Consider the following 23,799-nt stretch of genomic DNA (forward strand, 5'->3'; position numbering starts at 1 on the left):
TACGCTTAGTCTTAATAGATCATCAGTGATAATTACCAAGCTAAATTCCCGTGAATAGTGATTATCCTAACGGTATTAATAGGATAATAAAATAGCTATTTGGAAAGCTTATAATGCTTCTCTTCACCTTTAACTATCTTGTCAAATTTGTAAAGAAACCTTTATAGAATCAACTTAAGAATTCAGGAGGAAAGCAAGTGGAAACAACACCAAAGATTACCTTATGTATGATTGTCAAAAACGAGGATACCTTCCTAGAAAAATGTTTATCCAGTGTGCAGAGCTCTGTAGAAGAAATAGTTATTATTGATACAGGTTCTACCGACGGTACCATCGATATCGCTAAAAAATTCCAAGCAAAGATTTATCATTATCAATGGGATAATCATTTTGCAAATGCAAGAAATGAAGCTTTGCCCAAAGCTACCGGTGATTGGATATTATGGCTAGATGCAGATGAATGCCTAGATACACAGGATTCCGAAATCTATAAAAAAATATTAAAAGATAAGAAAGAAAATATACTTTTTCTTCCAATAACCAGTTTTATCGGTGAACGTTTAGACACTCAAGATCAAGAATCCTACATCCATTACCAGCCTCGACTCTTTCGTAATCATCAAGGCATTCATTTTATAAATCGAATTCATGAAACCTTAGATGGAAATCCCAGTGAAATAACAACGGGTATACTGGATCTCTCTATCCTTCATTATGGTTATATTGATGAAGTGGCTGGAAAAAAGGATAAATCAACGCGCAATAAAAAAATTCTACAATTAGCAGCAAAGGAAAAAACACATAGTCCTTGGATCGAATATCATCTCGCCAGCGAGTATTACCGCCATAAAGATTATAATCAAGCATTCAAATACGTCAATCAATCTATCTTCAATTTTCTATTAGAAGGACAAAAACCCCCTTCTCTACTCTACAAACTGAAATATGACATGCTAATTCGAACCCATAGTATGGATCAAGTGCTACCAGGCATTGATAAAGTTCTCTACTTATATCCAGATTATGTCGATCTACATTTTTATAAAGGATTAATTTTACTTCGTCAATCTGATTATAAAGCAGCGAAAACATGTTTTGAAAAATGTCTGGAGCTTGGTGAAGATCATCCTAACTATTTAATTCTAAAAGGCGTTGGAAGTTTTCGAGCTGAGCACTATAAGAACATTTGCTCAGAGAAGATCAAGTCATTAGACAAAAAATAATGTAAAGGAAAACCTATCGAAATTGAAGGTTTGACCAAATGAGAAAAGCTCAATCGGCCAAGCCTTTTTGTCCTTTAATGAAATAATTTTACGGTATTATACTTATGATTCGTTTCCGATCAGCCTAATTCAAACTCAAACTTAATGTTTGAAAAGTTTCTGATAAATACTGTCTGCTTTCTCTGTTATAATAAAAGTAATTCAGTTTGTTGTATAAATCAGCAAATCAAGGTGAAAGAAGGAATACTAATGAGTCGATTATATATTAAACAAAAGGTATTTAGCTTAGGTGAGCAATTTACGATTAAGGATGAAAATCAGGTAGATAAATATTTTGTTCGCGGGAGCTTTCTATCTATTCCAAAAACATTCGAGATTGAGGATATGAATGGTGACCATGTAGCAGCTATCACAAAAAAGGTCTTCAGCCTACTACCTAAATTCTTTGTTGAGGTTGATGGCAAGGACATCTTGACAATCGCTAAGGAATTTACTTTCTTTAAAGACAGTTATCGGATTGATAGCTCTAATATACAGGTGCGTGGCAACTGGTGGGATAAACACTTTGAGGTGTTTCGCCAAGGAGAGAAAATTGCCCACGTCAATAAAAAATGGTTGACATGGGGAGATACGTTTGAAGTTGATGTTTATGATGAGGATTATCAACATATAGCGATTGCGATTGTCATAGCAATAGACTTTGTGAAGTCAAGTGAGAGGAATTCAGCGGCAGGCTCCAATTAAATTTTAAATAATAATTAATTTCATTATCATTTAACACAGATAAGATACCTCAAAACACATTAGAATTTCTAAGGGGTAAAATTAAAATGGGAGAGGCAAATATATGCAACTACTTTCTGAACAAATATTATGTGAATTAACACCAAATCGCTTGCTAAACTATTGGGAGGGCTTTGCAAGTACTGCTTTTGCTATCTATGATGATAAGGACGTCTTTCTATTTAATCATCCTAAATGTAAGCAACAACAATATATTAAAATTAATAAAGATGAACAATTCAATGCTTGTACTCTCATCCTATTTGAAGAATATCCTACAGCTATTGTGGATGTCACTTCATATGAAACATTGGATCAAATCTATTCCTTACTTGTTCATGAACTATTTCATGGATACCAATACCTGTATGGTGAAAATCGTTTCCCAGATGAATTAATTGGACTTACTTATCTAGTTGATCCCAAAAATGTTCGGCTTCGAATACTAGAAAGACAAACATTATATGATGCAGTAATAACAGATGATCCAAATAAATTACAGCTTTATATTAACCAATTTATTAGTTTAAGGGAGCGTCGGGCAGAATTATTCGAAGAATTTGTTGAGTATGAAAATCTGACTGAAACGATTGAAGGACCAGCTCATTATGTAGAACTTCAAGCCTTGCAAGATATAAGGCAGAATCAGGTGGGTATCCTTGATAGTTTCTCCACTCTATTGTTGGATAGAGCAAATTCTCAGATAAATATTAGGAGAAGTTGTTACGGTTCAGGACTTTTTATTTGCCTCTTACTTGATAAAGTATCGAAAGATTGGCAATTATCATTTACAGAATCCTCTTTAAGCTTATATCATTTTTTTCAAAAACATTTTTCAAATCATCAGCTTGTACCAGTGAAACTTCCAGATAATCAGCAAGAAGTGAATACCATTGTCGATAAAGCTCGGGAATTAAAAATGAGTGTGTTTGAACAATTTAACCAACGCCAAGATAGCAAAATTATCATAACTGGTTTGATAAAAATAATAGGTTTTGACCCGATGAATATCACTGTAATAGATGGGAAAGCCCTTCATCATCACTTTGTAAAATTAAAAATTGGCAATAATGATTATTTGATTCAAAAACCTGTTCATACAACATTTAGCGACGACTTCATGCAAATAGAAACACTACAATTTTACGCAGATGCTCCACCTGAACAAGTAGGAGATCAATTATTCATTGATGGAATGGGATGGATTAAAGGAAGAATTAATTCAATTAACGATAAAGAATGGCAGCTCTTTATCTAACTGAAATGAATCATACTCTATCTATTAAATTCAGTAAGAGAACTTTGTAGCCTCTTCTCTCTTTCCATCAATGGTCACCATTCACATGGACCGAGCTAATAGTGCTAGCCTTAAAGTAAGAAGCTTGTGAATAGTTATTATTTTTTATAAAGTGCCCTCTTGTTGGATTTGAAGTTCATTTGCTTTTTTCTTGAATAGTATGTACTTTACCTTCATAATTAAAGCCAAGCATGAACTATTTGAAAGGGTGAGAAAATGGATAAGGTAAGAAGAAATGACCCTTGCCCATGTGGTAGTGGGCTCAAGTATAAGAAGTGCCATGGCGCATCTAATGTGATTGAAATGAATCCCGAAAGATATAACACTGAATTAGAGCAACTCCATTCAGGATTAATTGACTTTGCCATAAATGAATATGAATCTGAATTGGGAAGAGTCATTGAAAAATATCATCAGCCAAGCATATTTAAAGATGATGAACTCATGAATTTGTATATATCAGGCTTAACTGCCTGGAGTATTTTACAACAACCACTTGAACATGACGAAACCATATTTGACATATACTATAAAAAGAAGCAGAAAAAAATCAAAAATGAACGGGTAAAAAAAATATTTGCCTCATGGTCAAATAGTAGCCCTTCTTTTTATAAGATTGTTTCAATAAATCAAGACGATGTCTTGCTAGAAGACGTCCGGACTAAACACACGTATAATATATCCATGTTAGATGGGGATGAGTTTGAGGAAGGGAATATGTTAATGGGAATTCTAATCCCATTTATAAATGAACATGAATTTCTATTGAGTGTCTTTGAAGTATTTGATGTCAATCAAGCATTGACGAAAATGGCAGAAAAATTAAGTGATGATGACATGATAGAGCGCTTTCCTGAAATATTAGTGGAGGCACTAACTCTAGAAATGACTACATTCGAACTAGAGTGGGATAACCCTCTCTATGACAAGGTTGCTGTCCTTTTTGAAAAACACACCGTGGAAAAGGAAGGGGACGAAGGAACTATTAAAACAGGTCAACTCATTTGGAAGTTGTTTACTGAAAAAGCGAGCCCCACCTTTAAAAAACCTGAAGCTTATGCAGCGGCACTTGAATATATCATCCAACATGTCATTTTTAACACTCCATTCCAAACACAAAAGGAGCTTGCTGAAGAATATCATACCACTTCAGCAACTGTATCGAAAAATGTCCGTAACATAACCGAAACACTCGAAACCGAGCTAAATGATATTATCGATGAACTTATAAGTCTGTCTAATGATGAAGAGGATAATTTTGAACCCATGATGACAGAAAAAATGATGCGTGATATCCAAAAGTTATTGAATGAACAAGAATTTGAAACAGAGGAAGAAGCCCAGCAATTTCTAGATCAGCTACTTAATGATCAAGAGTTCATACCTCCTGTTTCCACTTCTCCGCGTGACTTGGCACAAGACAAGCTTTATGAAGCCAGTCAAACGGAAGGTACTAAGCGAAAAAAGTTGATAAAAGAAGCGTTAGAAATTTATCCAAACAGTCCAGATGCATACTTACTTATGGCCCAAGATGTCAAATCACCGCTAGAGCAATATCAATTCTATTATCAAGCAGTCATTGCTGGCAAGAAAGATCTTGGCGAAGCATTTTTTGAAGAAAATGCAGGTCAATTCTGGCTGATGACTGAAACGAGACCTTACATGCGGGCAAAAGCAGAATTAGCATTTTATCATGCCCATTATGGAGATAAGACGATTGCGATTACAGAATTTAATGACTTACTATCTTTAAATCCAAATGATAATCAAGGTATCAGGTACCCACTACTAACCTTATATATCGAAGAAGAGGATTATCTAGAAGCGGAGAATTTAATTGTTCGCTATGCAGATGATAAAAGCGCTAGCTTCCTATTTAATCAAGCTTTGATCTACTACTTTAAAGATGGGCTAACAGCTAAAACGAAAAACCAACTAAAAAAAGCTGATCAACAGAATCCATATGTAAAGAATTACTTAACAGGAAAAACAGCTATGCCAAAGAGACTGCCTGATCATATAGGGTTTGGCGATCAAGCAGAGGCGGTCATGTACACTCAAGAAAATAGTCAGCTATGGGAAAAAGTAAGCCCACTATTAAATGAATTAGCTGACATGTGAATTAAAGTAGCTAGTAGGGCACCTTGGGGTGTCCTACTAGCTATCTGATTCATTTAATTATAATTATTCACAAGAAGTCAGATCCTACTACTGGATATGTTAAAATATTATATCACTAGTTTTGGATAGCCAAAGCTCACTGTTTTTAAATTGATGGAGGTGCAAAAATTTGAAAATTAAAAATTTTACTTTAACTGCTATTTTTTTATCAATTATTTTATTAGCTGCTTTTACACCATTTGGTTTTATTCATTTAGGTGTCGTTAAAGCAACGATCATTCATATTCCAATTATTATAGCTTCAATTATATTAGGCCCAAAAATCGGTGCCTTTCTAGGACTCATATTTGGATTAACTAGCATTGTAGTCAATACGATTTCACCCTCTTTATTATCATTTGCGTTTTCACCAGCTATTCCTGTTTTAGGTACAGGTCATGGGAGTGTTTGGGCAATATTTGTTGCGATAGTTCCGAGAATCATTCTTGGTTTTATTCCTTATTATCTTTTTAAAACACTGTATAAATCGGAAACAAAGAAAAGGCTCAGTCAAAAACCGACTCTATTTTTAACTGGCTTACTAACCACTTTCATTCATACACTTTTAGTTATGGGTTCGATCGCTTTAATATTCCATGATGCATATGCTCAAGCAGTTAATGCGGATAGTGCAAGTGCTATTTTTATAGCTGTTTTAACTGTGTTCTTTACAAATGGTCTTGCTGAAGCCATTCTTGCTGGAATCGTTACAACAGCAGTCGTTCCCCCACTATTAAAAGTGGTGAATAGATAAGAAGCATTTGATTCTGGTAATTTATTATAAAACGCAGCTTATCACTGCCGCTCTTCGAATCAACTTGTCAGTTAAAACAAGCTATAGGAAACTCCCTAAGGACTTGCGCATTTGCTCTTCCATTTGAACAAGTGCACAAGTCCTAACTGTAAGGATGTTTACTCAATTTAATTTGTTTTAGATAAGTCGTCACACGTTGATCCTCATCAATTGAATATTCAAAACCCATTTTATCTGCCACAAAGCTTGCCGTATCACGAAATAAGTCACCCATTACAAATAGCGCCCGCCAAATACTCTGATACGATCCATCGCCATAAGTAGAAAGCAGTCTTTCCCAGTTTTCTTTTGAAAGAAACTTTTCTAAATACTTACTAGATTTTCCGATACTCACTGAAAAATCGGTTTCAATCCCAACTTGCCACTCGAGCATTTTTAATAACATTGGTCGAACATTTTGATTCAAATGGTCTTGCGCATAGAGAATTTCCTTTCGCCATAAACCTTTAGCAACATATGTTGATACCCACCAGAATTCATTACAGCAATCTGCAAAGTGTTCCACAGTTGGCCTCTTCACCCAATAATCTACATCTGTTGGCAACGGCAGTACGGGAAGGACATTATCCTTATCTAACAAAATAACCGTCAGCTTATCCTCTTGACAATAGTCATTCTTTTCCTCAATCGGGACAAGCATCAAATCGATTCGATTACCATCATTAAACAACATCAAGTAAGAGAATCTACCTCCCAATTCGGGTGGGAACAGCGACATATTTTCAGGTGTTTGCATAATTAGCCGTTCACCAAATGTATCGATCCAATCGGGTTGGTCAATAAAAGATTCCATTTCAGTTACCAGATAAACGATATCAAAATCTTGGAACATATCTTTTGGGACATTTGGATTGGTTCTTGATCCATTCATAACCACGGCACGCACACGTTTATCTTGCTTAGCCACTTCTAAAATCAAATCAAACATTTCCTGCTCAGTACGCATTTATTGATCCCTCTTTTTCATTTAATTAGTTTCATCATAACTAATTAACCAAGCTATTGAAAGAAGATTAACCATAAAACGAAACTTCAATCAGTGGGAGTTGGACCTACAGGATGTAGGTCATGCATATGTTTCTGGTGGGACGAGTAACCGCAGCAATGTTGTCAGGTTAAGCAAAGTAATCGATCAAGAGGGTGGAACAAAAAGATTTATTCATGAACAAACAGAATATGGATATAGAGAGCTCCCCTCCGCAGATGAGATGCTTTCCTCTCGATAGTTGTGACTTGATCATTTTTTAATGGATCTTTTCATCTAAGTTTTTTCATAATTAATAGGGATATTACTCTAAGTAGATATCAGCAACAGCTGAGATGAGATGAACATTCACTAGAAAGTGTGTGATCCCTTGTTTTTTGAATGATTGAACACGCTCCATTTTGCATGAGAAAGTAGATAATAAAGAAGTTGAGACAAAAAACGAGTAGGTCATTCAGAAATTAAACCTTATGTAATCAGAGCGTAGGAAATAGACGTAGACTCCTCGAAAATAAAAGGCAATTTTCTTCGTGCGATGTCTCGCTGACGATGCTTTCCTTGTCCTGTGGGAAAGCGCAGTGTGAAGACCCCGCAGAAAAAGTGTACTTCTTTTTCGAGGAGGCTGAGGACAAGCCCACGGAAAGCGAAGTACATTTCCGAAGCAGTCGTATTAACCTGACAACATTGCTGCGGTTACTCGCCCTATCGAAACCCGTTGTTGCCCCGAGTTTTACGGACAGTTATCTGTGATAAAACTTACTACTCAATAAGGCAAACCGCTATATTAATATTGCCATTTTGTTGTGACAACAGGAAACTATCCAGATTAAGGTACCTTCCCTGGGCCATTTGCATATGGTAATACGACTATTTAATTAAGGAGCTGGGGAACATGCATGATTATCCTTGGATATATCAACAACATCCATATTATTATAATGGAGCCATCTACCCTGACTATAGGCAACCTATATTTTGGGGAAATGACAATGGAATAGAGTATCGGCACCCGCATAATTATCCATATACTTATGATGACTATATCAATTTAAAAGATTATGGTGCAAATCCATTTGTTGTCGATATTGAACAGGCAACAGAACAAAACAACACATTCCGCACTGCTCTATGGACAGGAGAAAACCTGCAAGTTACTCTAATGAGTATTGATGTTGGAGATGATATTGGATTAGAAGTTCATCCTAATGTTGATCAATTCTTACGGATTGAAGCCGGGCAAGGAATTGTTCAAATGGGAGAGACAAAAGAGCAGTTAAACTTGCAAAGAAGAGTTGATGATGATTCAGCTATCATGGTTCCCGCTGGAACATGGCACAATATCATCAACACTGGAAATCGTCCACTTAAGCTTTATTCCATTTACGCACCACCTGAGCACCCGTTTGGTACGATTCATCAAACAAAAAAAATAGCACTTGAAGCTGAAGAGCACGAAGATTAAAGATTATTGATCACAAACGGCTTGAATACCTTAAGAAACAAGGATCAAGCCGTTTAGTATCACTATATAATATGGCTCGCTAATTCAATTATTGACTACTTTTGGTATCAGGCTTAATTTTTAAAGAAAATCGATAAAAAGACAGAAACGAGATAAAAGCACTAACTGACCCAATTAACAATGGCAATAGAAATAAGAAACTTGAGGTAGCTAAGAAAAGTAGGATGAAAAGAGTGAGTAGAATACTGCAAAATGATAGCGGACTCCCGATTGTTATCAAAAGTGAGTTTTTGAATCGGTCCTTCATTTTCATATAGTAATGAACACTTATTGAAAAATAATTTACATTGAAAACAATTAGCATCATGCCAATAATCAACATTATAAGCGCCATCACATTACTTTCTTTACTGAAATAAATAAAATCAATCAGCCAAACAAGCCAGATAATAATCCAAATAAAACCAGAAATAAGACTCTTGAAATAGTTTTCCTTCAAATAATGAAAATAAGTCTTAATTAAAGACTGAATTTCCTTCTTAATGACCCAAGCGCGAACAGTCGCAAACATAGCCATCGTACTTGGAAAAAACAATAATGGAACTAATATAATTAATGGTAGGACATGCATGATCCGCCCTGCATCAACCATGATTGTATTTACTAAAACAAGCCCAACTGGAATATTAATGATAAACCAAATAAAATTAACAATGACAAATCTCATTAGCCATTCTGTTAAAGAGTATAAGCTGTGCATGACACTTGAGTAATCTTGCATTTTTTCATCCTCCTACTGAACCCATCTATTTTTCCATCAATATAAAATATTCGGAATAACTTGGTTCAACAGATTCACTTGACTAAAGCTCTAGATAACGATGAGTCCAAAGAAAGTGCACAATCAGCTGAATTGAGCACATTATATAAATTCATACATCATAACACCTTGATTAACTTTTGAAATAAATAATCGTTTATTATAGTTTGAATTTTCAGTTGGGAAATCCTCGCGAAAGTGTGCGCCTCGACTTTCTTTTCGTTTCAACATCGTATTAAGTAGTATTTCGGAAAGCTTTAAAAAGTTATTTGTTTTGATGACTAATTTTCTATTCTGTTTATTCATCATGAGTTGGGCGAATGGAAATGATCGCTCTAATTCCTTTACTTTAGTTAAAGCCTGTAATAAACCTTCCTCAGTCCGTACAACATTTCCTTCATACCACATGATTTCTCTTATCTGTTCAAGCACTTGTCTCGCTATATCTGTATTTGCATGATTTGAGGTTGTATTCTTTCCAATAAAAGTTTGCAAGTGATCCATTACTTCATGCTGACTCATTTCATATCTTTCAATCGTTTGTAAATAGTCGTTACAATGGTTAGCTACTCGATAACCAAATACAAGACAAGCACCTGTAGAATTCCCGCCTAACCTATTGGCACCTTCAATATTTGATGTAAGTTCTCCTAACGCATATAAACCGTCAATTCCCGTTTTGCCATGAACATCAATATGAACCCCGCCATTGCTTGCATGTGCGAATGGAGCAATCTTAATCTCATTCGTTCTAAAATCAATATTCATTGACTTTAACCAATCTAAATAAACCGTGTAAAATTCTTCCTTATGATCATATAAATGCTTATCAAAGAGTAAAGTAAACCCGTTCTCATTCCTAGATTTAATAATGTTTTTCATAATCGCTATATCAAAATACTTCGACTCTAATGTATGAGTAAAAGGTCCATGTCCACTTCTAATTGAGAGACATTCTTGCCTAGTTAATCCTTTGGGCAAATATTCATCAAGTAAGCTTTTGCCTTTTTGGCCGACAACATCTTGACAATAGGTTAGCGTTTGTTCACCGAATAATGTTTTATAGCGTGGTGAAGTAATACCTGGGATGAACTGAATAAATTCCATATTTACCAATTTCGCTCCTGCTTCAAGTGCCAATATATGCCCTGAGCCATCAACATCACTTGGATTGAGATTATGTTTATAAATATTCCCAAATCCACCTGTAGCTAGAATAACAGACTTACATTCTACAAGAACAAATTCATTGTTTGGATCTAATAATAATACACCAACGATTCGATGATCTCGTTTGATTAACGAGAAACAAGTTGTTTTCTCCATTAATGTTAGGTTCTGATATCTTGTTAAAATTTCGTTAATATTTTTTCGAATTTTTCCCCAATCACTAATTAAGTAGATATCCCTTGGGTGCCTAGCAAAACATGCTTTTCTTTTACCAGTTAACTTTTTAGCTTCAATACCGATATCCCTATAATCAAATACTCTTTGCGGAATTTCATTTACATAAGTTTCAGCCAGATCTGCTTGATGCATCCCTCGACTCATCTCTTCAATATCTTCTAAAAATACTGCTTTATCTTGCTCATCTCGAGTGACCTGTGTACCCAGAGAAGCTTTTAATGGGTAAAAACTTGATCCAGAAGCTAAATTTGTTTTCGAAATTAATAATACTTGATTACCTTTATCCGCCAAATCTTGACTCGCTTTAATTCCTGAAAGTCCGCTTCCGACAACTACGACATCTGTTGTTAACTTCCGATCAATCAAAAGGACTCCTCCTAATAAATGGTTCATCCACGTACTTGGTCATAAATATAATCTTTACTACTTCTTCTATATCCTTACATCTCAAATGAATTAAACTAACTTTTCAATAACTGCTTTTGCAGTTAATTCCTTATTTTCTGCTGACACTTGATGTGTCATTTTAAAATACTCAGAATACAACAAATCTAGTAAATATAATTGCGATATCTTAACTGATAAACTTCCGCCTTGTAGAGGTCCCTCGTTCGCCCCACTTAATAGGGTAATATCAGCATAATTAGACAAAGGTGACTTCATGAACCGAGTTATTGCAATAACCTTTGCTCCTCTTTCATGAGCAGCTTTAGCGCTCGCTATTGTATCAATCGTTGAACCAGAATACGATATAAATACACCGACATCATTTTCAGTCATTAATGAGGCAGACATTATTTGTAAATGCGAGTCCATTGAACACTCTGTCTTATTTGTAATTCTCATAAACTTACTTTTTGCTTCCATAGCTGTGATAAGCGATGAACCCACACCAAAAAAGTAAATACGATTAGCATTTTTAAATAATTCAATTGTTCTAACGATGTCTGCTTCTTTTATTAAATTGTAGGTCTCTTCAAGAGCATCTTTATTTGAAACCAATAACTTTTGAGCAAGTTCACCTGTTGAATCCTGCATTGAAATTTCATTTGAAAGGTGTGGCGTTTTGTTGTTAAGTTCAATAGTGTGTGCGAGTTTAATTTTTAATTCCTGATAACCTTTTAAATCAATGCTTTTGCAAAATCGAAATATACTAGATTCTCCCACACCACTAGCATCTGCAAGATCAGTTATAGACATATAAATAACATCACTTTTATGATTTAAAATATAATCAGCAACTTTTTTTTCCGTTTTACTAAATGAATTATAGCTCGCTTTTATTTTTGAAAATAGATCAACTTGCATCACTTTACCTCCCTGTGTTGATAAAATTAAATATATTCATAGGTGTATGAAGACAACTGCATTATTGATGTAATGAAATTGCGCCGTATAGACCTGCCTGATTCCCAAGTGTAGCTTTAATAATTCTCACTTTTGAAAAAGAGCTCATAACCTGTTCAGTTACTTTCATTGATATCATATCTATAACTCTTCTTTGTTCCATTACACCTCCACCGATCAAGATTGTTCGGGGATTAAAAATATGGATAAGCGAGACAAGCCCTGCAACAACTTGATTAATCCAGTCTTCTAAAATGTTCAGTAGTTCTTCATTTCCTTGATTGATTTTATTAAATAAAATTCGGCCATTTATACATGTATGATCAACTTGCTGAGCTTTATTAACAAGAGCTGTCGTCGAAGCAGTATCCTCATAAAACTCAAATAACCCTTTATTCAATTGATGACCTTGTGTAACCATATGACCAAACTCACCTGCAACACCATCAAATCCTTTGTATAACTTTGAATCTTGTATAATTGCCCCGCCAATTCCAGTCCCATATGTTAAACAGAGAAAATCAGTTAATCCTTGTGCAGCACCAAAGTATAGTTCACCTAACGCAGCTGCATTTACATCATTTTCAACCTTTACTGGAACCTGAAATCTATCTTAAATGATATCTTTTATCTTTAATCCAGTATAGTAAGGGATATTTTTATTCGCAAAAATAATCGAGCCATCTTCACTGTCTACTTGACCCGCTGTACTTATACCAATTGCATCAAGCATCTCATACTTAGCTATATTAGTCATTAAATTCTTAATGATATACTCTCCACCTAATTGACTGTTGGTGTCATATTCATTCAATTCTTGAATATGACCCTTTTCATCGGATATACACGTTTTGATTTTTGTTCCTCCGATATCGGCTGCAAATATCTTCAACTTGATCACCATCCAAACTCTAGTTATCCACTATCATTTAATATATTGAACAGTAAATCCCATGCTGCTATTGTGAAATTTAATCTTTGTTATTTAATAGTAATCTGTTATCGCATTTACAAAACGTTTTGTAATTTCCATGGGTCTAGTAATAGCGGTACCGACAACCGCTGTATGAACACCTAGTTGAAATACTTGTTTTAATTGGGTTGGAGTTGATATTCCACCTTCTGCAATCACAGGAACATGACTATGTTTAACAATTTTTTCAATTAATTTTAAATTAGGTAAATCATTTTCTAATGTATAAGAGGTATACCCATTTAATGTGGTTCCCACACAATCAAAGCCTAGCTCTATTGCAGACATAGTCTCTTCATAGGTTGAACAGTCTGCCATATATAATTGATCAGGATACCTTTCCTTTATTTCAGGAAAAATCTCCTTAATTGTTTTCCCATCAGGTCTAACACGTTTAGTAGCATCTAAGGCAATTATATCAACACCTTCTGAATAAAGAAGCCCTATTTCCTTCATCGTTGGTGTGATAAAAACATCTGAATCTTGATAAACTTTTTTAATTATACCTATAATTGGCAAATCAACATTCTTTTTGATTTCCGAAATATCTTCTACACTGTTTGCCCGAATACCCCCTGCATCAGCCAACATAGCTGCTTTTGCCATTCTTCCCATAATAAATGGGCTATGCAGCGGTTCGTCAGACAATGCTTGACATGAAACAATGAGTTTTCCTTTTATACTATCAAATACATTTTCATTATTGTTCAATCCAACCAACTCCTAGTTGCAATATAACGATTACATGATTATCATTTATTCTTTTACTGCCCCTGCAGATATGCCTTTTGTAAAATAACTCTGGAAAAATGCAAATACTAAGAGCATAGGTATCGCAGCTACAACAGCACCGGCCATTTTATAACCAAAGTTAGGATTTAAATCTTGCATTAATGTAGCTATACCGACTTGTAATGTCTTCACTTGGTTTTCTTGTCCGACAACCAATTGCCATAAATAGTCATTCCATACTTGGACAAAATACAGAATAAATAATGCTCCAATACCTGGTTTTACAATAGGTAACATAATTTGTGAAAACGTTCGTAGTTCACTTGCCCCATCAATTCTTGCTGCTTCTCGTAATGAGTTGGGAATTTGATCAAAAAACCCTTTTAGCATAAACACACCAAATGCAACAGCCACATTTGGCCAAATCATTCCATTTATTGAATTTACCCAGCCAAGCTGATCAATTACTCTAAATAATGGAACAATAATAATCTCTTTTGGAATCATTAAACTTGAAACAAAAGCAATAAAAATGAAATTTTTCCCTTTAAAATGTAATTTTGAAAAAGCATAGGCTGCTAATGAACTTACAATAATTAATGCTACTGTAGCGACAAGAGCAACTATTACACTATTGAAACCCCATCTAAAGGCTGGCTGATTATTAAAGAGTTCAATATAATTATTTAATGTAAATGTCTTTGGGAACCAATCTGGCGGCATTTTAACTATATCAGCACTGTTCTTAAATGAACTTGTGAAGAGCCAATATAAAGGGAACAAACTAAGACCCGCAAATAGCACAACAACAAGATTAGAAAATATATCATATTTATCTTTTGGTATACGTCTTCTTCCTTCTGCCATTTCAATCCCTCCTAGTCTTCTTTAACCAATGCTCTTAGTTGTGGAAGTGAAATAACAAGTGCTATGATCAGCATAATCACTCCTACCGCTGAGGCTATACCTAGTCGATTGTATCTAAAGGCATTATTATATAAGAAGTACATTAGTGTTGTGGACGCATTATTTGGTCCACCACCTGTCAATAGTTGAATAACAATAAATATTTTTAGAACGTTAATAATATTCAAAATGGTAATATAGACTGTTGTTCCTTTAATACTAGGAATTAGAATTTTAAAGATAACCTGTAATCTATTTGCTCCATCAACTTCTGCCGCTTCAAACAGGGATTTAGGAACACCAATCATCGCAGCAACGTAAAGAATGATTGCCTGCCCGACATTACCCGCAAATGTGACCAATATAATAACAGGAAGAACCGCTGCCTTATTTCCCAACAAGTTTAAATGATCAAATCCCATCTCCCTGCCTAAGTATGGGATTAACCCATTAGCGGGATTTAACAGAAAACTCCAAACCATACTCATAACAACCATTGATACCATAACAGGAATATAATAGCTTCCTCGAATGACAGAAACATATCTAGCATTTTTATCAAAAATAGCTGATGCAACAAATAAAGCAAACACGACCGTTAAGGTTACAATTGCAACAACAAATATAACTGTATTAATGGTTGCCTGAATAAAAACCGGATCACTAAATAGTTGTTTATAATTATCAAGACCAACAAAAGTATTACCTTGATAATTCACATCAAACAAACTTAGACGAATTCCTTCAAAAATGGGATACAACATAAATACAAAGAAAAGTAACATTTGAGGGGCAATAAATAAATATCCCGTGAGATTATCTTTAAATGTGCGGCTTCGTTTCATTAATCTCTAACCTCATTTCTTTAACTAATAGCAAGCCCCTAAAAATAAGGGACTTGCTCTCTAGCCTAATGATCTTCATCTTACTGGTTGTAAATAACTGATTCTTCTTTGGCCTGTTCTATGACAGCATTGCCAAGTTGTTGATAACTCTCAACTGCTTCAGCAGGTGTTTTTTCTTCAGTATAGATCGCTTGTAACTCTGGGAACAATACTTGTCTTAATTCATTATAGCCAGGCACGTTACCAGAGAAGTTAAAGAGATACTGTGCGTTTTCCTCATAAGCTTCAAACATTGGATTTTCATCTGCAAATTCCTCTACAACTGAGGTACGAACAGGAATACTGCTTGTTGATGATTTGACTAATTCAGGATCAGATGAATAGAATTCAATAAAATCTTTACTGACTTCCATTCGTGTCTCATCCCCGGTATCAAATAAAGAAGAACCTATGACGTAAGTAAACTGTACTGCCCCTCCATCTGTCGTAGGTATGTTAGCAATTCGAGCATCAAATTCAGGTGATGAACCACTTTCCATATCTGCTAACATATTGTTAAACAAAATAGAGTTGGTAACACTAATTCCTAATTGTTGATTCTGGAACATGGCTATGACATCATTCGATGATACAGACTCTGGGCCCCTATTTGTTAATCCATCTTGATAAGTTTCTTGTAACCATTCCATAGCTCTTACACCATCTTCATCATCAAGCACAATATTATCATCTTCACCAAAGAATTCATTACCAAACATTCTTAAATAAGCCAAGTTCCAAGTATCTCCTTGATCATTCAAAGCAAAGAGTCCCATAGGAAATGCATTTGAATATTTATCTGTTGGTATATCTTCTTTTAAAGTTGCTAAGATGGTTTCAAATTCATCAAATGTCCACGTTTTAATTTCGTTTTCCCCACCTACATAATCTTCGAGGCCAGCATCGATAAACATATCTGCGTTGTATGTTAAAGTTCCCGGGTTATTGGAAAATGGGTAGAAATAAATATCCTCACCAAATGTTACTTGTTCCCAATATGTCTCACTAATATCTTCTTTTGACTCCTGATCAACAATATCTGTCAATGGAGCTAAAGCACCGCGATGAACGTAGTCACCCATTGCAAAGGTACTTTCAAAGAAAATATCTGGTGGTGTTCCACCACTAAGATTAACGTTTAATAACTCATCTCTTTGATCTGATGCAATGACTTCAACGTCAATATTCACATCATATTTATCATATTCTTCTTCAAATCTTTCGGCAGCATGATTAAAGAAACTATCATAGTCCGCTCCATCCTCAGAGGAATCGATGACTCCTCTCCATTGGGGTGTTAACCAAAGAGAAATATTTACTGTTTCAAGCGTTTCATCTGTATCTTCTCCACCATCACCACCTGATTCAGCATCGTTACCTCCACAACCGGCTAATAGAATGAGACCAAGCAACATCACCATAAATAAAATAATAGAGCGTTTCTTAAACATTTTTAAACCTCCTGTTTTTTTATCTTTCATATTATTTTTGAAAATAAATTATTTAATAGTTTTAATAAAGAATTTCTTAACCTATCTAAATTAACAAGGCAATTTTTACTTGGTGTTATTCATCCGCATAATAGGCAATTGCTTGATCAATCATATTTTTAATTCCTTCAATTTCTTTTAACTCTTCTTTTGATACAGATTGCAATGGAGCCCGTACACCACCCACATTCATTTGATTTAATTTAAGGATTTCTTTGATGACAGCATACATATGTCCCTCAAATAAAGTTAACGATACGATAATGTTATTGATATCTGCTTGAATTTTCCTTGCTTTCTCAAAATCACCTTTAACTACATAGTTTTCAGCTTTAATAAACAACTCTGGCATCACTCCGTATGTTCCGCCTATCCCACTATCTGCACCAATTAGTCTGCCAGATATATATTGTTCATCCGGTCCATTAAAAATGACAAAGTCATCTCCTGCTTCAGCCTTAAAACGTTCAATATCCATGGTTGGCATTGATGAGTTCTTCAAACCAATGACTTTAGGATTTGAAATAAGTTTTTTAAACAAAGAGATTGAAAGATTATATCCCGTTGTTTGTGGAATATTGTAAATAATAAATGGTAATTCTGTCGCTTCAATAATGTCAGTCCAATACTGATAGATTGAAACCTCAGAAAGCTTAAAATAAATAGGGGGAATGGCCGATAAAGCATCATATCCTAGTTCTGCTGCGTATTTAGCTAAAATAATACTATCTCTAGTTGATGGTGCTCCGACATGAGCAATTAATGTTATTTTTCCTCTTAATTTGTTGGCAACATATTTTAGCGTTGCCTTTCTCTCATCTATACTTTGATAGATGCATTCACCAGAGCTGCCTCCTACATAAAGTCCATTCACTCCTTTATTAAAAAGATGTGTACACAAACTTTCTGTTCTTTCCTTTGATACATTTCCCTCATCATCATAACAAGCATAGAAAGCAGGAATGATCCCTTTAAATTTATTTTTCTTCATCCTTTCACCTCCATTTTCTTTTAGAAGCGCTTACATGTTCAATCTAACACAGGTTATTTGTTTTGGCAATAATTTTCTTCATTATTTAAATTTAAGAAAAAATTTTCATTTAATTAGATAATTAAAAATGGTCGTCAAACACAAAAAAAGAAGACGAGGAAAGTTGCTCACTAACCTCTATCTTCTTTACTTTTTATTCTTTATTAAGCTAATTGAACGTGAATAGCTTTAACCGCTCCAGTTCTAATTTGCTCTGCTAAACTTCCAGAAATAACTGTTCCTTCAACAATCAGTTGCTCATCATCCTCCAATGTACATGTATATTTTGTTGGTTTAACACCTGAGGTTCCATACGTGTGCTTTCGTTTGATATTATCATATGTGACATCTACTCGATTGAATAATTTGAACTTGACACAGCCTTCTTGATCAAATAACCAACTTGGAAGTGTCGGTGCCAATTCAAAAGTTAGCGTATGATCTATATAGCTAAATGGTTTTTGACCAACGAACATGGTAAACCACATATGCAAAAACTCAACTGTCGACCCACTTAATCTAGCGATAAAACCTTTACCATGTAAGGATGGATCTGGATTTGCACTACTTGCAATAAATGAAGAGTTTTCTAATATACTTCTCCCATAAATCTCAGGATCATTAAATACAACAAGTCCTGTTTTGATTTCTTCAAAAAATTCATCATAGAGTTCATTTCTTAATAGTTCTAATAAATATTTATAGGACATGTGGAGAAAAATTGATTCATTTTCCAACCATCCTGGTGTGAAAAATTTGGCCCGACCTAATTCAATTGGTTCTGATTTAATAGAGACACTCGTTTTATACATGCCAAGTTTTCGATCATATAGATCAGACTGTTTTACTTTTTCATAAATGCTCTTTGCTTTTTTCGGATCATCAGACAGCTTTAATTGTTTAACAATCCCCTCTAAGAATGGTAATACAGCATGTGGCATCATCGTCTGTACGGTTTTATCATCTGAAGAGAGTTCAACTTCAAAATAAAAATAGGTTGGTACAAGTTTGTCATTAAATGCTTCTACAGCGTCTATAGCTAAATCGACATAGCACTTAAATACGTTAATTATCTCGATGGCTTGATCAATTGTACAAGTAAATAGTTCACCTGAAATTCCTGATTGAATTGAAGAACGATAGCCTTCACGAATAGATGTGACATCTTTCCATAATTCTAAATTCAAACCAGTTTGGTCAATCGATGCTAAGCGCTTAGTTAATGCTTGGATAAATTGACCAGCCTCTTTTGGGAGTGAAACCTCGAAAGAGCCCATCAATGGTTCTAACTTTATTTGCTTCAATAATCGCTTAAGTTCATATAGTTCAGACACACCTGAGCCAAACATACCTGGCAAACCATTTAGCGCATCATTCCAGCCTGGTTTTCCTGCTTCCATTTCGATTCCTAATCCATAAGGAGCAATTGTTGCCGTTTTATTAACTGCTAACAGGAATAGCTTGGAGAATAAATTGGTTGTAAAAATCTCCCCACGATTGTAATCTGTTCGAAGCCATTGGCCATTCCCCTTTGCCTGCTCATTCACTTTAGTTTCATCAATCGTCAACGCATGATATTGACGGACCTGGTTATTTTCTTTAACATATTTAATCTTTTGACGATTAACTGAAGCCGGACTGTCAAAATAGCGATAACCTTTCTCAAAATAGAATTCTTGTTTTCTATCTGGATAGATAGCCAAATAACTATCGATTAAATCTAGGTTATAGGTCCAATGATCAATCCAAAATCCTTCTCCATGCTCTGCTTCCAACGCTTCGTCACTGGCCGCCAACAAATTTGTTAAGAAAGCTTCAAATGGAACGGTCAATTCAATCGCATGTTCAGTAAGATAACGTTTGACATCTCCCGGTGTATAGCCTTTACTCAACCATTCTTTAAATGGCTCATGAACGTTCTTTGGAACCCCATATGGACTAAAGTCAAAACTAGCATCTTTTAAAGTAAAACGCACCGTTTTAATTGCCAATGGATTATAGCCATCCAATTGAATCAAATTGATAAATTGTTTAATATTATCATCCTCGACTCGAGGCTCCAACAAAACATCAAGACGTCTATTTTGATTCATGTCCCGGTAGTTTCCGTTTCCCTGTGAATAGTATGATGGACTAATCGAAAAGTAGTTATAATCTCTTTCCAAGTCACCATGTTTACGAGAGTATAAATAGAACACTTGCTTTACGGCTTCATTTTCAAAGACAAATGGAAAGCCACCCCGTAAGCCATTATCCAAATAATTCTGTTTGACATAAGCATCAAAATGAGACAAAGCTGTCTGTGTTTTCACTCGATCAATTAGAGGCTTGGTCAATTGAACAGCTGCTTTTCTATAACTATTAAATTTTTCAGCTGATAAATGCTTAGTAACAAACGCTCGCGCTTGATCCGGCTTTTCAACTTGACCTATCACTGAAAAAAGTTTAATCGTTTCATCACCTTCAAATTGATATTTAACAGGGGAGAAGCCACAAGCAACTTTGTTAGTTCCCACCTGACTATCCAGCGGTAATTCATCTAGATGATGGTTATTAAAAAACTCAGCCTGTCTTAATGATAAGTCATCACCAAAAACAAGGCGTCGATCGTAAAGAGGTGGGATAATGGATTCACCTTGTTCTGTTTGAAGCAATGACAGATAAAAGTTACCTTTTTCATCTTGTGTGACGGCAGCTTCATCAGCTGTACTCCCTCTCATAAAATAATAACCAAAGGTTTGATCAACCAGTTTGACATCAAACCAGCTCTTCAGTGTATGGCTAATTGATTTATATGCCATATGTTCAACTTGAGCAGGGAACAGAGTAGCTAATCCATCAACAAGCTCCATGTCTAAAGGCTCTTTACCCTCATTTGTAATCGTTACTTCTCTAATTAAGCCAGGGATCGATTGATGGGGTAAGTTATAATAGGCCACGTTTATTTTTAATTGGTCTCGTTTATTCTCATGGGTAAGCTCTAGAATATTATCATCAATAATCATGCTATCTTGGATCATTGGATCTGAGCAATTAAATGGTTCATAATTAAAAGAATTTCGACCTCGTTTACCCTTTACAAATGTTCGAAAGCCTTGTGTAGGTACAATTTGATAAGATTTGTCAGCTGAATAAAATTCCGTCATAGCATTATCCTTATTTTCTACACCAAAGCTTGCAATTGCTTGCCCTCTGTTAACGTAAAACACCCACATTGGAATGCCATCTTCCCCAGCTAATCCCGGCAAAAAACTAGCAAATGGGCTGGTTTGTTGATAATTATCAATTTTAAATCTCTGATCATCCATTAAGCTATACAATATTATCCACCTTCCTCGTAACTTCTAATGACTTATTCATAACTGAAAACTGATATCATCGGCAATACTTATGATTAAACTTTTCGTTGTCGAACAACCTTTTGATAAAACTTTGCACTATCTTTAAGAAATCGTTCTTGCGTATCAAAATCGACATAGACAATACCAAAACGCTTATCATAGCCAAATGCCCACTCAAAATTATCAAATAGAGACCACACATAGTATCCTGCAATCCCCATCCCTTCATGATTAAGCTCAGCAACAGCTTGTAAATGTTGCTGAATATAAGCTGTTCTCTCCCGATCATGAATTTGCTTATCCTCTGTTAGCTGATCAGGATAAGAAGCCCCATTCTCAGTAATGATTATCGGTAAGTCTGTATAATCCCTACGTAAACGTCGAATTAAATCTTTAAATTCTTCTGGCGATATATCCCATCCCATACCTGTTTTCTGATAGTCTGAATAAGCTTCTTGAAATAAAAATGGACTAATTGCATTATACTCAACTAAATCACGATTATAATAATTAATGCCAAAAAAATCACACGCTACTGATATTGTTTTTAAATCACCTGGCTTAATAAAATTAAAATCATCAACAAATTTAGCAAATAAATTAATCATATCAACTGGATAAGAACCTTTAAAAATCGGATCTAAAAACCACCTATTTTTGTGTCCATCCGCATTATTTTGTGCAATGATCTGATTCATTTCGTTACCAGCTGGATAAATCGGGCTTAAATTTAAGGTGATACCGATTGGTGTGGTTGAACCCATTTCTTCTTTTAACCATTTGACCGCTTGACCATGTGACACAAGAATGTGATGGGCAGCAATTAATGACTCTTTAACATTCGTATGGCCCGGGGCATGTACACCTTCTTGATAGCCTAAAAAAGCAGCACACCAAGGTTCATTTTGTGTAATCCAACTATCAACATCAGCATCCAGAGCTTCAAAAACCTTTCTTGCATAATCGAGAAACCAGGTTAGAGATTGTCGATTTAACCAGCCACCTTTTTCATAAGCCCATTGCGGCATATCCCAATGGTATAAAGTGACAACTGGTTTAATACCATTTTGCTTAAGCTCCTGAACTAAACGCTGATAAAACTGCATCCCCGCTTCATTATATTTGCCTTCTTCAGGATAAATTCTCGACCAAGCAATTGAAAAACGATAGCTTTCCACACCAAGTGATTTGATGATTTGAACATCTTCTTGATAACGATTATAGTGATCACAAGCTTGATCGCCATGATCCTGATTAACTATTTTTCCTGGTTTCCTTGAGAAGGTATCCCAAATTGATGGTGTTCGTCCGTCTTGTGCCGCTCCACCCTCAATTTGATAGGATGATGTTGCTGTTCCAAAAGTAAATTGATCATCAAATGTCTTCAATCTATTCACTCCAAATCTTTTTTTATCTATCCTTTCATAGAGACATTGCATTTAATAAATTATTAAAATATTGGTAATTATAGCGAAATTAGTTTGAATCACGAAGAGAACAAGAATTGCATTAATACTTTAATCATTCTATTCTTTACCCTAGATTTAATTAAACTGATTATTTCATTAGATTACCTGACATAAAGCTAAATTTCATGATTAGTTCAAAGACTAAAGCGCTTTAATTTTTTCGTATAATTTTCAATGCTTTACTAAAAAGGATGTGTAATTCTTCTACCTAAATATTCAATAAACATCGCCCCCATCAGTCAGAACTTACTTGTAAATAATGTGCTACCGGCGAGTCAAAAATATGGTCTAATCCCTCTACAATCACCACTGTGTTTTTTACTTGTTAACTTACATTATTGTATACATTTAACACTTCCGACTCGATAATTAATAGTTATCTAGTCTATTCAATAATGTGATAACTTAATATCATTTCCAACCGACCGAAAGCGCTTTCTATTTCATAATATATTACCTATTTTTTTTTGTCAATAGATGATGATAGATAATTATTAGCCTCCCTATCCAACAAAAAATACTAAAATAGGATAGCTATCCTAGCGTTTTTAATATATAATAAGATTTAATAATGATGATTTTTTACTCCCACTCTGCGACAAAACATAGGATTGCTTTAGACAAAATTAACTTGTTACTCTTGATTAAATCGAAAGCGCTTGGAATCAATAAAATT

Annotated in this window: 17 protein-coding genes and 1 pseudogene; 6 read left to right on the forward strand and 12 right to left on the reverse strand. The window is 34.9% G+C overall.

All coding sequences use genetic code 11. The features are described 5' to 3' along the window. Positions 1–197: 197 nt before the first annotated feature. The 5 genes from ACS127_RS03160 to ACS127_RS03180 all read left to right on the forward strand — a co-directional run bounded on the left by ACS127_RS03160 (position 198) and on the right by ACS127_RS03180 (position 6,217). Positions 198–1,223, forward strand: coding sequence for a glycosyltransferase (locus tag ACS127_RS03160; RefSeq protein ID WP_440897014.1), 1,026 nt, complete (start codon positions 198–200; stop codon positions 1,221–1,223). A 249-nt stretch (positions 1,224–1,472) separates the two neighbouring features. After that, positions 1,473–1,967, forward strand: coding sequence for an LURP-one-related/scramblase family protein (locus ACS127_RS03165; protein WP_440897015.1), 495 nt, complete (start codon positions 1,473–1,475; stop codon positions 1,965–1,967). Positions 1,968–2,070: 103 nt separating this feature from the next. Continuing rightward, a complete protein-coding gene (locus ACS127_RS03170) occupies positions 2,071–3,264 on the forward strand; it encodes a hypothetical protein (protein ID WP_440897016.1) in 1,194 nt (397 codons plus the stop codon). A 255-nt stretch (positions 3,265–3,519) separates the two neighbouring features. Beyond that, positions 3,520–5,424, forward strand: a complete 1,905-nt coding sequence (locus ACS127_RS03175) for an SEC-C metal-binding domain-containing protein (RefSeq protein ID WP_440897017.1) — start codon at positions 3,520–3,522, stop codon at positions 5,422–5,424. A gap of 169 nt (positions 5,425–5,593) precedes the next feature. Next, positions 5,594–6,217, forward strand: coding sequence for an ECF transporter S component (locus ACS127_RS03180; RefSeq protein ID WP_440897018.1), 624 nt, complete (start codon positions 5,594–5,596; stop codon positions 6,215–6,217). Between the two features lie 142 nt (positions 6,218–6,359). Here ACS127_RS03180 and ACS127_RS03185 read toward each other — a convergent pair whose 3' ends face one another. Continuing rightward, a complete protein-coding gene (locus ACS127_RS03185; RefSeq protein ID WP_440897019.1) occupies positions 6,360–7,223 on the reverse strand; it encodes an aminoglycoside 6-adenylyltransferase in 864 nt (287 codons plus the stop codon). 931 nt (positions 7,224–8,154) lie between these two features. Between ACS127_RS03185 and ACS127_RS03190 the strand changes: the two genes are divergently transcribed. Next, positions 8,155–8,724 (forward strand): cupin domain-containing protein, encoded by a 570-nt coding sequence (locus ACS127_RS03190; RefSeq protein ID WP_440897020.1) that lies wholly within the window; start codon positions 8,155–8,157, stop codon positions 8,722–8,724. Between the two features lie 88 nt (positions 8,725–8,812). On the opposite strand, the gene ACS127_RS03195 is transcribed toward ACS127_RS03190, so the two are convergent. The 11 genes and pseudogenes from ACS127_RS03195 to ACS127_RS03245 all read right to left on the reverse strand — a co-directional run bounded on the left by ACS127_RS03195 (position 8,813) and on the right by ACS127_RS03245 (position 23,042). Continuing rightward, positions 8,813–9,505, reverse strand: coding sequence for a YesL family protein (locus tag ACS127_RS03195; protein WP_440897021.1), 693 nt, complete (start codon positions 9,503–9,505; stop codon positions 8,813–8,815). Between the two features lie 141 nt (positions 9,506–9,646). Next, positions 9,647–11,344, reverse strand: a complete 1,698-nt coding sequence (locus ACS127_RS03200) for an FAD-binding protein (RefSeq protein ID WP_440897022.1) — start codon at positions 11,342–11,344, stop codon at positions 9,647–9,649. A gap of 63 nt (positions 11,345–11,407) precedes the next feature. Then, positions 11,408–12,259: a MurR/RpiR family transcriptional regulator gene (locus ACS127_RS03205; protein WP_440897023.1), complete on the reverse strand. Its 852-nt coding sequence runs from the start codon at positions 12,257–12,259 to the stop codon at positions 11,408–11,410. Positions 12,260–12,320: 61 nt separating this feature from the next. Further along, a pseudogene (locus tag ACS127_RS03210) lies at positions 12,321–13,202 on the reverse strand (ROK family protein). Between the two features lie 81 nt (positions 13,203–13,283). Further along, positions 13,284–13,982, reverse strand: coding sequence for an N-acetylmannosamine-6-phosphate 2-epimerase (locus ACS127_RS03215; RefSeq protein WP_440897024.1), 699 nt, complete (start codon positions 13,980–13,982; stop codon positions 13,284–13,286). A 45-nt stretch (positions 13,983–14,027) separates the two neighbouring features. Beyond that, positions 14,028–14,870, reverse strand: a complete 843-nt coding sequence (locus ACS127_RS03220) for a carbohydrate ABC transporter permease (RefSeq protein WP_440897025.1) — start codon at positions 14,868–14,870, stop codon at positions 14,028–14,030. A gap of 11 nt (positions 14,871–14,881) precedes the next feature. Further along, the gene (locus ACS127_RS03225) at positions 14,882–15,754 is read right to left on the reverse strand and encodes a carbohydrate ABC transporter permease (protein ID WP_440897026.1); all 873 of its coding nucleotides are present in this window, start codon (positions 15,752–15,754) and stop codon (positions 14,882–14,884) included. A gap of 80 nt (positions 15,755–15,834) precedes the next feature. After that, positions 15,835–17,244 carry an ABC transporter substrate-binding protein gene (locus tag ACS127_RS03230; protein WP_440897027.1) on the reverse strand — a complete coding sequence of 470 codons (1,410 nt, stop codon included), beginning with the start codon at positions 17,242–17,244 and terminating at the stop codon, positions 15,835–15,837. 115 nt (positions 17,245–17,359) lie between these two features. Then, on the reverse strand, positions 17,360–18,274 hold the full coding sequence (locus ACS127_RS03235; protein ID WP_440897028.1) for a dihydrodipicolinate synthase family protein: 915 nt from the start codon (positions 18,272–18,274) through the stop codon (positions 17,360–17,362). Between the two features lie 203 nt (positions 18,275–18,477). Next, the gene (locus tag ACS127_RS03240; RefSeq protein WP_440897029.1) at positions 18,478–21,633 is read right to left on the reverse strand and encodes a hypothetical protein; all 3,156 of its coding nucleotides are present in this window, start codon (positions 21,631–21,633) and stop codon (positions 18,478–18,480) included. A gap of 74 nt (positions 21,634–21,707) precedes the next feature. Then, positions 21,708–23,042 carry a GH1 family beta-glucosidase gene (locus ACS127_RS03245; protein ID WP_440897030.1) on the reverse strand — a complete coding sequence of 445 codons (1,335 nt, stop codon included), beginning with the start codon at positions 23,040–23,042 and terminating at the stop codon, positions 21,708–21,710. Between the last annotated feature and the right edge of the window lie 757 nt (positions 23,043–23,799).

The organism is Amphibacillus sp. Q70 (genome assembly GCF_052055485.1).
Classification (GTDB): domain Bacteria; phylum Bacillota; class Bacilli; order Bacillales; family Amphibacillaceae; genus Amphibacillus.